The sequence below is a fragment of the Gilliamella bombi genome (genome assembly GCF_900103255.1).
GTDB lineage: Bacteria > Pseudomonadota > Gammaproteobacteria > Enterobacterales > Orbaceae > Gilliamella > Gilliamella bombi.
In genome coordinates this window covers 38,994-51,284 of record NZ_FMWS01000017.1, presented here as the reverse complement: position 1 = coordinate 51,284, position 12,291 = coordinate 38,994, and the positions used below count along the sequence as shown (strand labels likewise).

Genomic DNA, 12,291 nt, shown 5'->3' with positions numbered 1-12,291 from the left:
TCAAGATCTAATTATTTCAAAATATGACTCCGCCGACACGATTGTCGGCGGGGAAAATGTGAGATTCATGCTTAGTTATTGTTTTATCAACATAAAAATAATTAACAATAACTTATTAATTACTCTTCACTAAATAGATCACCACCATGCATATCAACCATATCTAGCGCCTTGCCGCCACCTCTGGCAACGCACGTTAATGGATCTTCAGCCACTACTACATGAATACCTGTTTCAGCCGATAATAACTTATCAATATTACGTAATAGAGCACCACCACCGGTTAAAACCATACCATGTTCTGAAATATCAGAAGCAAGCTCAGGAGGGCACTGCTCTAATGCAACTTTTACCGCACTAACAATACCGCTTAATGGCTCTTGTAATGCTTCTAAAATTTCATTAGAGTTTAAGGTAAAGCTACGCGGCACACCTTCAGCAAGATTGCGCCCACGCACTTCAATTTCAAGAACTTCATCACCAGGATAAGCACTACCAATAAAATGTTTGATTTTTTCGGCTGTTGCCTCGCCAATTAAAGCGCCATAATTGCGACGAACGTAGTTAATAATCGCTTCATCAAATCGGTCACCACCAATACGAGCAGATGCAGAATAAACAACACCATTTAGCGAAATGACAGCTACTTCGGTAGTTCCACCACCAATATCAACAACCATTGAACCAGTAGGCGCAGATACAGGTAAATCAGCACCAATAGCTGCTGCCATTGGTTCTTCAATTAAATACACTTCACGAGCACCTGCGCCTAAGGCTGACTCTCGGATAGCTCGACGTTCAACTTGTGTAGCACCTACAGGAACACAAACAAGTACGCGAGGACTTGGTCTTAAAAAACTATGGCTATGAACTTGACGGATAAAGTGCTGCAACATTTCTTCAGTAACAGAAAAATCAGCAATAACGCCATCTTTCATCGGTCTAATGGCTGCTATATTACCTGGTGTTCGCCCTAACATTAGTTTCGCAGCATGCCCAACAGCAGCAACACTTTTTCGAGTACCTGTGCGATGATCTTGGCGAATCGCTACAACAGAAGGTTCGTTTAATACTATACCTTGCCCTTTTACATAAATAAGTGTATTCGCTGTACCTAAATCGATTGATAAATCATTTGAAAACAAGCCACGAACTTTTTTGAACATAATAAAAACTCTTCCTAGAATTAATCTTGTTTAAGTATATTTCAGTATTAAAAACCACCATGGAATCAAAAAATAAATATTTCAAATTTATCAAGGCTAAATGGAGTATTATTTAATCCTTTCAAACCATAGCAAATCTCAATAGTAATTAACGGTCGATATTGTATCGCAATTATAAAATAATACCTAGAAAATAGTATAACAAGTGATTGTAAAGGAGATATATAATGACAAAATCTGTTTTACAGTGTATTCTTCCGCGTTAATGTTGAGTTACAACTTTATTACCGACTAAAAAACAGCTTTAGTCGATAATAAGGATGCATTTAAATAATTGTTACTTATATCAAATAAACACGGTGTAATTCATGGATATACGCAAAATTAAAAAGTTAATTGAATTAGTTGAAGAGTCAGGTATTTCAGAGCTTGAAATTTCTGAAGGTGAGGAATCAGTTCGAATTAGTCGAGCAGCTCCTACTACAAACTATTCGGCGCCAGTACAAAATATTCAAATTCCTCAACCAGCTCCTGTTGTAGTTGCTCCAACCGTTCAAACAGAAGTTGTAACTGATAATGTGGTAACTGATGGTACAACAATTAAATCCCCAATGGTTGGAACTTTTTATCGTACACCGAGCCCAGAATCAAAAGCTTTTGTTGAAATTGGCCAAACAGTAAATGTTGGCGATGTGCTTTGCATCGTTGAAGCGATGAAAATGATGAACCAAATTGAGTCAGAAAAAGCTGGTACAATAAAAGCCATATTGGTTGAAAATGGTCAACCAGTTGAATTTGATCAGCCACTATTCATTATTGAATAATCTGAATTTATTATTGACAATACGATTAAGAGATTGAATATGCTTGATAAAATTCTTATTGCGAATCGTGGAGAAATAGCTCTACGTATCTTACGAGCATGTAAAGAACTTGGAATAAAAACTGTCGCCGTTCATTCTACGGCAGATAAAGATTTAAAACATGTATTACTTGCAGACGAAACCGTCTGTATTGGCTCAGCAGCTTCGGTAAAAAGTTACCTTAACGTTCCTGCATTAATTTCAGCTGCGGAAGTAACTGGAGCAGCTGCTATTCATCCAGGTTATGGTTTCTTATCTGAAAATGCAGATTTTGCTGAACAAGTTGAGCGATCTGGATTTATTTTTGTTGGTCCTAAACCGGATACTATTCGCCTTATGGGTGATAAAGTATCAGCAATTCACGCCATGAAAAAAGCAGGTGTTCCTTGTGTACCTGGTTCAGATGGCCCTCTAAGTAGTGATATTGAAATTAATAAACAAATTGCCAAGCAAATTGGCTATCCTGTTATTATTAAAGCTTCTGGTGGCGGTGGCGGACGAGGCATGCGTATTGTTCGAGAAGAAAATGATCTTGAACAATCTATCAAAATGACCAAGTTAGAGGCCAAAACTGCTTTCGATAATGATATGGTTTACATGGAAAAATTCCTTGAAAATCCACGTCATATTGAAATTCAGGTACTTTCTGATGGTCAAGGAAATGCTGTGTATTTGGGTGAACGAGACTGCTCAATGCAAAGACGACATCAGAAAGTTGTTGAAGAGGCACCAGCTATTGGTATTACGCCAAAAATGCGCAAATTCATCGGTGAACGTTGCGTTAATGCATGTATCGAGATTGGCTACCGAGGAGCTGGCACATTCGAATTTTTATTTGAAAATGGCGAGTTTTATTTCATTGAAATGAATACCCGTATTCAAGTAGAACATCCTGTTACTGAAATGATAACCGGTGTTGATCTAATTAGGGAACAAATTTTAATTGCAGCCGGCAAACCACTTTCAATTAAACAAAGTGATATTGAAATTAAAGGTCATGCGATTGAATGTAGAATTAATGCTGAAGATCCCAAATCGTTTATGCCATCACCAGGGAAAATCACTCGCTTCCATGCACCAGGTGGCTTTGGCATTCGTTGGGAATCACATATTTATGCTGGTTATAGTGTCCCACCTTACTATGACTCAATGATTGGTAAATTAATTGCTTATGGTGAAACACGTGAGGTTGCTATAGCACGTATGAAAAATGCGTTAGCCGAACTGGTTATTGATGGGATCAAAACCAATATTGATCTTCATATTGATATTATGAACGATAAGGGCTTCCAAAAAGGTGGCACAAATATCCATTATTTAGAAAAGAAATTAGGTATTTATGAATAACAAAATAATCCCTATTTATTAGGGATTATTGCTTTATAGTATCAATAAGGTATGGGTAGAAACAAATGAAAAAATGGAAACGAAGTGCTGAAGAAATTTTAACTATGGGACCAGTGGTTCCGGTTATCGTTATTGAACGAATTGAGGATGCTGTACCACTAGCTAAAGCTCTTATTGCTGGTGGAGTGAAGGTACTAGAAGTAACGTTAAGAACAGCTTGTGCGATTGAAGCAATTAAGAAAATCAGCAAAGAAGTTCCTGAAGCAATTGTAGGAGCAGGAACAGTAACTAGTGTTGAACAACTAAAACAAGTTACTGAAGCTGGTGTAGAGTTTGTTATTACACCAGGAATTACCGATGCTATTTTAGAAGCTGCAGTTGCAGGCCCTATTCCTGTTATTCCTGGTATTGCAACTATTTCTGAATTATTAAAAGCCCAAGAATATGGTTTAACGGCATTAAAATTCTTCCCAGCTGAAATCAATGGCGGAGTTGCTGCATTAAAGGCATTTTCTGGTCCTTGCGGATACATGAAGTTTTGCCCTACAGGCGGTGTGAATCCTAAAAACTACCGTGATTATTTGGCACTTAATAATGTACTATGTGTTGGTGGAACTTGGTTTATTCCAACGGATGCCATAGCAAAAGGTGATTTTACTAAAATCACTGAGATGGCTAAGGAAGCTGTTGCTGGTGCACAGTAGCTAATTATTATTCCGCCGATACAATACGGCGGAATAATAATTACTATTTCCTAGCTTTAATTAACTTCTCAATCCTAGTCCACTATCAATCAGTCGCCATGCAATTACATAAAGTACAGTTACAAATAAAATAAGCATTGAAAATGTGATCCATAATGGCACATCTGACACTCCCAAAAATCCATAACGAAAACCATTAATCATATAAACAATGGGATTAATTTTCGATACCCATTGCCAAAATGTTGGTAGCATTGTAATTGAATAAAAAACACCGCCTAGATAAGTTAATGGTGTTAACACAAATGTTGGAATAATGCTTATATCATCAAACGTCTTGGCAAATACTGCATTGAGTAGACCAGCTAATGAAAATAAAATTGAGGTCAATAGCAATGTAAAAATAACAAACAACCAAGAATGTACATCGAAGCGAACAAAGAATAGCGATACAACAGTAACCAAAATACCCGTTAAAATACCGCGCATCACACCACCACCGACATATCCTAGAATAAGAATATTTGTTGGTACTGGTGCCACCAATATTTCTTCAATGTTACGTTGAAATTTAGCACTAAAAAAGGATGAACAAACATTGGTATAGGAATTAGTAATTACTGACATCATTATTAAGCCTGGAACAATAAATTCCATATAGCTAAAACCGCCCATGTCGCCAACACGAGAGCCAATTAAATTACCAAAGATAATAAAATAAAGAGACATGGTAATAACAGGTGGAATTAAGGTTTGAATCCAAATTCTTAAAAATCGGGTCACTTCTTTACGCCAAATACTTTTTAAGGCAATCCAATATAAATTATTCATTAATGCCACCTTTTTGTTTAGTATCACTATGCAACAGCTCAACAAATAACTCTTCTAATCGATTCGCTTTATTTCGTACGCTGATAACTTTAATATTTTGTTTATTTAATTGTTCAAATAATTGATTTAATCCATTTTGTTTATCTACTTTCACTTCCAACATCCCAGGCTCAACATCGAAATAATTATAGCCATTTAACTCAATCGGCTTAGGCGTTGCCACATAATCAATAACAATTGTTTCAGATTGGCTTTCCGCCAATAGCTCACGCATTGATGAGTTTGCTATCAATTTGCCGCTCTGAATAATACCAATATTTCTACAGAGCATTTCTGCCTCTTCTAAATAATGTGTAGTTAAAATAATTGTGATACCTTGACGATTGATTTCACGTAAAAAATCCCACATAGAACGGCGTAATTCAATATCAACGCCTGCAGTCGGCTCATCAAGAATTAATAATTTAGGTTCATGCACGAGAGCTCTGGCTATCATTAATCGCCTTTTCATTCCACCTGATAGCATGTTAGCTCGACTATGACGTTTATCCCACAAATCTAAAACTCGCAAATATTTTTCGGCTCGCTCTAATGCGATTTTTCGGGGCAATCCATAATAACCACCTTGATTAGTGACTATTTGTAACACTTCTTCAAATTGGTTAAAATTGAATTCTTGCGGTACAATCCCTAATTGTCTTTTAGCATTTACAATATCGGTATCTAAGTCGTAACCAAAGATTTTTACTTGCCCGCAAGTTTTAGTCACTAATGAACTAATAATACCTATTGTTGTTGATTTACCAGCGCCATTTGGTCCCAGCAAAGCATAAAAATCGCCTGCTTGTACAGTTAAATCGATACCTTTTAATGCTTCTACACCGTTTTTATAGATTTTCTTGAGTGAGATTAACTCAAGTGCAGGAATTGATAGCATGAATATATCCTAAGTGAATCAATTATTATTTTAATAATATGATATCATGTTTAATGAATCGACAATATAATCAATCATTGTAAAGAGCTTTTTAGTTTTATTTATATCAATATAAATAAATTATAATTTCTAAAATAAAACACATATTATTAATTAAATACTAATAACGTATCTTTAATTATCATTCTGCGTCTAAGTTATTGCTTAAGGAATAAGTATCATGTTTAAGATTGGATTAGTTTCAGTGTCAGATAGAGCATCAAGTGGCATTTATCAAGATGAAGGCATACCATCATTAATATCATGGTTGCAAACAGCACTGAAAACACCATTTACAACCGAAAACCATATTATTCCAGATGAACAAGTTGTTATTGAACAAACATTATGTGAACTTGTTGATAGTCAACATTGCCATTTAATTTTAACTACTGGTGGCACAGGCCCTGCGACTAGAGACGTAACGCCTGATGCAACATTAGCAATCGCTGATCGTGTAATGCCAGGTTATGGCGAACAGATGCGTCAGATCAGTTTACATTTTGTACCAACTGCTATTTTATCTAGGCAAGTTGGTGTTATTCGCAAAAAATGTCTAATCATCAACCTACCTGGTAGGCCAAAATCAATTAAAGAAACACTTGAGGGTGTTAAAGATGATCAAGGTAATGTTATTGTGAGTGGCATATTTGCTAGTATCCCTTATTGTATACAACTACTAGAAGGACCTTATATTGAAACCTATGACCAAATAGTGAAATCTTATAGACCGAAGGATGCTATTAAATCAACACTTTAATTTTATGCATATTTAACGCATAATTATGTATATAATAATTGCTACTGATACATTAAAATTGGTCGTAGTTATTTTGATTTAATTATCAATTAGACTTTATTATCAGTCTTATAACGACATTTATTAGTAGTAAAGAGTAACAAATTAGAAGCCAAGGAACATTATGAAACAAGCTAATCTCACAAAAACATTTAAAGAGATGCTTCGTCAAGAGAAGTTTAGTTCACAAGTAGAAATCGTACAAGCGTTACAAGAACAAGGATTTGATAACATTAATCAATCAAAAGTTTCACGTATGCTAACCAAATTTGGTGCGGTAAGAACCAGAAATGCAAAATCCGAAATGGTCTATTGTTTACCTGCAGAAATAAGCGTACCAACAACTAGTAGCCCATTAAAAAACTTAGTGATTGATATTGATTTCAATAGCTCAATGGTGGTGATACGTACTAGCCCAGGCGCAGCTCAACTCATTGCTCGATTACTAGACTCAATTGGTAAATCGGAAGGTATTTTAGGTTCAATTGCTGGTGATGATACAATCTTTAGTACACCAACTAAAGAATGTACTGTAAAAAAATTATATCAAACTATTATTGAATTGTTTGAACGAGAGCTATAGATCTTTCCATTTTGCCATATTACAACTAAATAATTTTTAACTTTTAACCTATTGACACAATTAATAAAATCGTTAATCCTATATAGTGCTGATTTCGTAACAGAAGTTGCAAAACGAAGAGGCGCATTACTCAGGTAAGTCATTTTAGGGACTGGAACCACTAATAAATGATCGAGGGGACGTAATGCCGAGGTTTGATTACTCATCCAGAAGTAATTAAATCGACTGCAAGGGCTGAATCCCTTGGGTTGTCACCTTAACAGGTGGAGCGCTTCATGGTTTGTACTTTTTAATTGTAAATAGAACATGCCCGCTCTAACTCTGTTAAAAATAAAAATTTTTAATATGAGGAATCCATGGAAACATCATTTATAATAGCTAAATTTGGTGGTACTAGTGTTGCCGATTATCCAGCAATGGTTAATAGTGCCAATATTGTAATAGCTAACCCTAACGTAAAGGTTGTTGTATTATCAGCCTCCGCTGGCGTAACAAATTTGTTAGTTGCATTAGCAGAAGGACGTGACGCTGAAGTAAGATCTCAACATATTGCGAAAATTCAATCTATCCAATACAACATTCTAGAACAATTACCTGAAAATCCAAAACTACGTGCTGAAATTGACCAAATCATTGCCAATATAGCCTCATTGTCAGAAGCGGCAAGCTTAGCAACATCACCTGCGTTAACCGATGAGCTTGTTAGCCACGGTGAAATTATGTCTTCAAAACTGTTTGTCGAAATATTAAAAGAAAAACAGAAAAAAGCCATGTGGTTTGACGTACGAAAAGTTATGCGCACCAATAATAACTTTGGTAAAGCAACACCTAAAATTGAAGATATTAAACAGCTTTGTTGTGCCCATTTAAAGTCACTAGACAATAGTTGTGTCATTGTAACACAAGGGTTTATTGGCAGTGAAAGTTCTGGAAAAACCACTACTTTAGGACGAGGTGGAAGTGACTATACAGCAGCTTTACTAGGTGAAGCATTGGGTGCAACTCAAATTGATATTTGGACTGATGTTGCTGGAATTTATACTAACGACCCTCGCATTACTCCAGCAGCTAAACGCATTGATGAAATATCTTTTGCGGAGGCGACCGAAATGGCAACGTTTGGAGCAAAAGTACTACACCCAGCAACGCTAGTCCCAGCTGTACGTAGCAATATACCAGTCTTTGTTGGTTCAAGTAAAGCGCCACAAGATGGAGGAACTATTGTTTATAGCACTAATAGCATCACATCTAAATTACCTGTTTTCAGAGCATTGGCGTTACGTCGTAAACAAACCTTACTAACACTAACCAGTTTAAATATGCTACATGCACAAGGCTTTCTTGCAAATGTGTTTACGATATTAGCTAAGCATAACATTTCGGTTGATTTAGTAACTACATCAGAAGTAAGTATTGCACTAACAATCGACACTACAGGTACCAATACCAACGGAAACAGTTTATTAACAAAAGAATTATTTGATGAATTATCAACCGTTTGTCATGTCGATATTGAGGAAGATTTAGCTCTCATTGCTATTATTGGTAATAACCTAACCTCAACCAGAGGCATTGCAAAAGAAGTGTTTGGTGTATTAGATGAATTTATTATTAGGCTTTGCTGTTATGGGGCAAGTACTCACAATCTTTGTTTATTAGCAAAAAGCAATGATGCCGAGTCAATTATTAAAATTCTACATAAAACAATTTTCGAACAATAATATATAAAGGGAGATTAAACCTCCCTTTTAATTACGTTTAGTTATCTTCCTATATTCATCAAGTATATGTCCAGAGTTGGAAACATGGTCAAATACTTTAATTTTAATTAAAAAAATCATAAGATAACAAATTACCAACAGCATTTACCTACCAAATCCTTATTCATTGATTATTAAAAAATTTACCGTCATTTATTATTTTTAATCAATTGATTAAAACTATTACATTGAGCATCAACATCTGTTAGATTTTTTTATTTATTTGAGTAAACTAAAATTAATTTCAATAAAAGAAGGAAATTATCATGGGTATTATAAGTTGGGTTATTCTAGGATTAATTGCCGGCTGGATTGCAAAGTTTTTTATGCCACTAGGACGTGTAGGGGTTTTTAAAACTATTTTATTAGGCATAGCAGGAGCCTTAGTGGGTGGGTATATTAGCACCTTCTTTGGTTGGGGTAGTGTAACTGGATTTAATTTCCCTAGTTTGTTAATTTCAGTACTTGGGTCGATTATACTCATTTATATCTATCGCCATTTAAAACAATAAGTTATTTTAATTTAAATTGGCGGGTAAACCGCCAATTTAAATAAGATTAAGGTTTGTATTTATAGTACATCATATTTCTTATCATCAACCTTAAAAACATCTATACAAACTCAACAAATTTAATTCAGTTATATTGTTATACGCATTTTCTCAATTTTGCTTACAAAGTTCTTAATAAGTAATTTCGTCATATCCAGAATTTTGTTATATTATCTAACAAAATCCATCAATTTTACCCTGTAGATTATAATGTTAAAAATATTCAATACATTAACACGAGAAAAAGAAATATTTCAACCAATTACCCCTAATAAAGTTGGACTCTATGTTTGTGGAGTGACAATTTACGATCTTTGTCATATTGGTCACGGACGTACTTTCGTTGCTTTCGATGTTGTCGCACGTTATTTACGTTTTTTAGGTTACGATTTAACTTATGTTCGTAATATTACTGATGTTGATGACAAAATAATTAGACGTGCGTTCGAAAATGGTGAAACCTGTGATCAACTTACAGATAGAATGCTACAAGAAATGTATACCGATTTTGATGCACTAAATATTCGTCGGCCTGATATAGAGCCTCGTGCAACTCATCATATGTCACAAATCATCAAATTAGTTGAAGAGCTTCTCGAAAAAAAACATGCATATATTGCCAATAATGGTGATGTCATGTTTTCGGTAGACAGCGATCCGAATTACGGTATTTTATCTCGCCAAAATTTAGAACAATTACAAGCTGGTGCTCGAGTTGAAGTTGTTGATGTTAAACAAAATCCAATGGATTTTGTATTATGGAAAATGTCAAAACCTAACGAACCAAGTTGGGATTCACCATGGGGTAAAGGTCGCCCTGGTTGGCACATTGAATGTTCAGCAATGAACAGCTATCAATTAGGCAATCACTTTGATATTCACGGTGGTGGTTCAGATTTAATGTTTCCGCATCATGAAAACGAAATTGCCCAATCAACCTGTGCGCATAACGGTCAATATGTAAATTACTGGATGCACTCTGGTATGGTAATGATCGACCAAGAAAAAATGTCAAAATCACTCAATAATTTTTTCACTATTCGCGATGTATTAAAGCATTATGATGCTGAAACAGTACGTTATTTCTTACTATCTGGTCATTATCGTAGTCAGTTAAATTATAGTGAAGATAATTTAAAACAAGCAAGAATGGCACTTGAGCGACTATATACAGCCTTGCGTGATACTGATGCGAATCATCCATATACGACACCTGACAGTAATTATTATCGCCAGTTTTGTAACGCCATGGATGATGACTTTAATACACCAGAAGCTTATTCAACGCTTTTTGACTTGGCTCGTGAAATAAACAAAGCCAAAGCCGATAATAATATGCAACTTGCTAATGAATTAGCAGCTGAGTTACGTTATTTATCAGCAGTACTTGGATTATTAGAGCAAGATCCTGTTAAATTTTTACAAGGTGATAAGCAAGATGATGTTGATGTAGCATTAGTAGAAGCATTAATAAAACAACGTAACGAAGCAAGAGCAAGCAAAAATTGGTCTCAGGCCGATGAAGCTCGTGACAAACTAAATGCAATGAATATTGTTCTTGAAGATAGTGCAAACGGCACAACATGGCGCAAAAAAGCTAAAAGCTAACATACTTAGAATTGATATTTTGATTAATAGATAAGATACTACATTAAACAGTATCAACCTTAAAATAGCACCCACAAATCTGTGGGTGTTTCTATTTGACATCAATGTAAAATTTTATTAATCGAAGTTAAAATGCCACGCAAAATATTTAGTTCCTGTTGTTCAATACGTGCACGTGTAAATAATCGACGCAAACGCCCCATAATTTGTCCTGGATGATTGGCATTAATAAAGCCTGTCTGTAACAAAGTTTGTTCTAAATGCTGGTAAAATCGCTCTATATCAGCATCTATAGGAAACTCAGTTTCAGCCATATTCTCATTTTCCTTTTCAGATTGCTGATCTTCAAGATTGAGCATTGACATGCGAATTTCATAACACAAAACCTGTACCGACATGGCAAGATTTAAAGAACTATAACTAGGGTTAGCTGGAATTCCAACATGATAATGGCACTTTTGCAATTCTTCATTAGTTAAACCAACACGCTCACGCCCAAATACCAAAGCGACTTGAGTATGGAGATTTGAGGCTTCTTGAATAATCTTATCACCACACTTTTTGGGAGTTAAATATGGCCACTGTAAACTACGAGAACGCGCACTAGTACCAATCACTAAAGTACAATCAGCAATGGCTTGTTCAAGTGAAGAAAAGATTTGTGCATTTTTTATAATATCACTGGCACCTGCAGCTAACGAAATCGATTGAGAATCAGGCTTGATGATCGGATTAACTAAACAAAGGTTAGTTAATCCCATGGTTTTCATTGCTCTCGCAGCAGAGCCCATATTGCCTGTATGAGATGTTTCAACCAAAACAATCTTCACATTATCTAAATAACTCACATTGTCCCCATTATTAAATAATTACTATAACACAGGATAAACTAAATAATTATTAATACAGTATATATTAAAACCATGGTAAAATCAGTTTCATCCCGTCCACATGTTATGCAATATTTAGTCAATGAAATCTATTTTAAAATTAAACTAATAAAAATCAGGCAAAAACAAAAATCTTATTAACGAGACTAAAATAATTTGCCAATGTAATAACAACATTAAAATTAACTTTGTTGATAAAAAATGAGGAGGTCA

12 protein-coding genes and 1 riboswitch are annotated in these 12,291 nt (G+C 35.1%); of the genes, 8 read left to right on the top strand and 4 right to left on the bottom strand.

Going from position 1 to position 12,291, the window contains the following annotated elements:
* Nucleotides 1-119: 119 nt before the first annotated feature.
* A complete protein-coding gene (locus B9N71_RS04595; protein ID WP_065574434.1) occupies nucleotides 120-1,166 on the bottom strand; it encodes a rod shape-determining protein in 1,047 nt (348 codons plus the stop codon).
* A 368-nt stretch (nucleotides 1,167-1,534) separates the two neighbouring features.
* On the opposite strand from B9N71_RS04595, the gene accB reads away from it, so the two are divergent.
* From accB to B9N71_RS04580, 3 genes are all read left to right on the top strand, one after another.
* The gene (gene accB, locus B9N71_RS04590) at nucleotides 1,535-1,990 is read left to right on the top strand and encodes an acetyl-CoA carboxylase biotin carboxyl carrier protein (RefSeq protein ID WP_034909700.1); all 456 of its coding nucleotides are present in this window, start codon (nucleotides 1,535-1,537) and stop codon (nucleotides 1,988-1,990) included.
* Nucleotides 1,991-2,029: 39 nt separating this feature from the next.
* Nucleotides 2,030-3,376 carry an acetyl-CoA carboxylase biotin carboxylase subunit gene (accC, locus tag B9N71_RS04585; RefSeq protein WP_085164433.1) on the top strand — a complete coding sequence of 449 codons (1,347 nt, stop codon included), beginning with the start codon at nucleotides 2,030-2,032 and terminating at the stop codon, nucleotides 3,374-3,376.
* A 65-nt stretch (nucleotides 3,377-3,441) separates the two neighbouring features.
* Entirely contained in the window at nucleotides 3,442-4,080 is a 639-nt protein-coding gene (locus tag B9N71_RS04580) for a bifunctional 4-hydroxy-2-oxoglutarate aldolase/2-dehydro-3-deoxy-phosphogluconate aldolase (RefSeq protein ID WP_085164431.1), read from the top strand.
* Between the two features lie 60 nt (nucleotides 4,081-4,140).
* On the opposite strand, the gene B9N71_RS04575 is transcribed toward B9N71_RS04580, so the two are convergent.
* Entirely contained in the window at nucleotides 4,141-4,911 is a 771-nt protein-coding gene (locus B9N71_RS04575; protein WP_085164429.1) for an ABC transporter permease, read from the bottom strand.
* The gene (locus B9N71_RS04570; protein WP_085164427.1) at nucleotides 4,904-5,848 is read right to left on the bottom strand and encodes an ABC transporter ATP-binding protein; all 945 of its coding nucleotides are present in this window, start codon (nucleotides 5,846-5,848) and stop codon (nucleotides 4,904-4,906) included. The genes B9N71_RS04575 and B9N71_RS04570 overlap by 8 nt, the downstream gene beginning before the upstream one ends.
* 220 nt (nucleotides 5,849-6,068) lie before the next feature.
* Here B9N71_RS04570 and mog point away from each other — a divergent pair, with 220 nt between their 5' ends.
* The 5 genes from mog to cysS all read left to right on the top strand — a co-directional run bounded on the left by mog (nucleotide 6,069) and on the right by cysS (nucleotide 11,188).
* On the top strand, nucleotides 6,069-6,647 hold the full coding sequence (mog, locus tag B9N71_RS04565) for a molybdopterin adenylyltransferase (RefSeq protein ID WP_065589534.1): 579 nt from the start codon (nucleotides 6,069-6,071) through the stop codon (nucleotides 6,645-6,647).
* A 163-nt stretch (nucleotides 6,648-6,810) separates the two neighbouring features.
* Nucleotides 6,811-7,269, top strand: a complete 459-nt coding sequence (gene argR / locus B9N71_RS04560; protein ID WP_065560627.1) for a transcriptional regulator ArgR — start codon at nucleotides 6,811-6,813, stop codon at nucleotides 7,267-7,269.
* 108 nt (nucleotides 7,270-7,377) lie between these two features.
* A riboswitch (Lysine riboswitch) is annotated at nucleotides 7,378-7,551 on the top strand.
* A gap of 74 nt (nucleotides 7,552-7,625) precedes the next feature.
* The gene (gene lysC / locus B9N71_RS04555) at nucleotides 7,626-8,990 is read left to right on the top strand and encodes a lysine-sensitive aspartokinase 3 (RefSeq protein ID WP_085164425.1); all 1,365 of its coding nucleotides are present in this window, start codon (nucleotides 7,626-7,628) and stop codon (nucleotides 8,988-8,990) included.
* Between the two features lie 305 nt (nucleotides 8,991-9,295).
* Nucleotides 9,296-9,541 carry a GlsB/YeaQ/YmgE family stress response membrane protein gene (locus B9N71_RS04550; RefSeq protein WP_065560625.1) on the top strand — a complete coding sequence of 82 codons (246 nt, stop codon included), beginning with the start codon at nucleotides 9,296-9,298 and terminating at the stop codon, nucleotides 9,539-9,541.
* 249 nt (nucleotides 9,542-9,790) lie between these two features.
* The gene (cysS, locus tag B9N71_RS04545) at nucleotides 9,791-11,188 is read left to right on the top strand and encodes a cysteine--tRNA ligase (protein WP_085164423.1); all 1,398 of its coding nucleotides are present in this window, start codon (nucleotides 9,791-9,793) and stop codon (nucleotides 11,186-11,188) included.
* Between the two features lie 101 nt (nucleotides 11,189-11,289).
* Here the strand turns inward: cysS and trmJ are convergent, their stop codons facing one another.
* Nucleotides 11,290-11,979, bottom strand: coding sequence for a tRNA (cytosine(32)/uridine(32)-2'-O)-methyltransferase TrmJ (gene trmJ, locus B9N71_RS04540; RefSeq protein ID WP_051634114.1), 690 nt, complete (start codon nucleotides 11,977-11,979; stop codon nucleotides 11,290-11,292).
* Between the last annotated feature and the right edge of the window lie 312 nt (nucleotides 11,980-12,291).

Coding starts and splice junctions, on each gene's coding strand:
- cysS (WP_085164423.1), top strand. CDS start 9,791: ATGTTAAAAATATTCAATACATTAACACGAGAAAAAGAAATATTTCAA.
- argR (WP_065560627.1), top strand. CDS start 6,811: ATGAAACAAGCTAATCTCACAAAAACATTTAAAGAGATGCTTCGTCAA.
- lysC (WP_085164425.1), top strand. CDS start 7,626: ATGGAAACATCATTTATAATAGCTAAATTTGGTGGTACTAGTGTTGCC.
- mog (WP_065589534.1), top strand. CDS start 6,069: ATGTTTAAGATTGGATTAGTTTCAGTGTCAGATAGAGCATCAAGTGGC.
- B9N71_RS04570 (WP_085164427.1), bottom strand. CDS start 5,848: ATGCTATCAATTCCTGCACTTGAGTTAATCTCACTCAAGAAAATCTAT.
- B9N71_RS04550 (WP_065560625.1), top strand. CDS start 9,296: ATGGGTATTATAAGTTGGGTTATTCTAGGATTAATTGCCGGCTGGATT.
- B9N71_RS04580 (WP_085164431.1), top strand. CDS start 3,442: ATGAAAAAATGGAAACGAAGTGCTGAAGAAATTTTAACTATGGGACCA.
- trmJ (WP_051634114.1), bottom strand. CDS start 11,979: ATGGGCTCTGCTGCGAGAGCAATGAAAACCATGGGATTAACTAACCTT.
- B9N71_RS04575 (WP_085164429.1), bottom strand. CDS start 4,911: ATGAATAATTTATATTGGATTGCCTTAAAAAGTATTTGGCGTAAAGAA.
- accB (WP_034909700.1), top strand. CDS start 1,535: ATGGATATACGCAAAATTAAAAAGTTAATTGAATTAGTTGAAGAGTCA.
- accC (WP_085164433.1), top strand. CDS start 2,030: ATGCTTGATAAAATTCTTATTGCGAATCGTGGAGAAATAGCTCTACGT.
- B9N71_RS04595 (WP_065574434.1), bottom strand. CDS start 1,166: ATGTTCAAAAAAGTTCGTGGCTTGTTTTCAAATGATTTATCAATCGAT.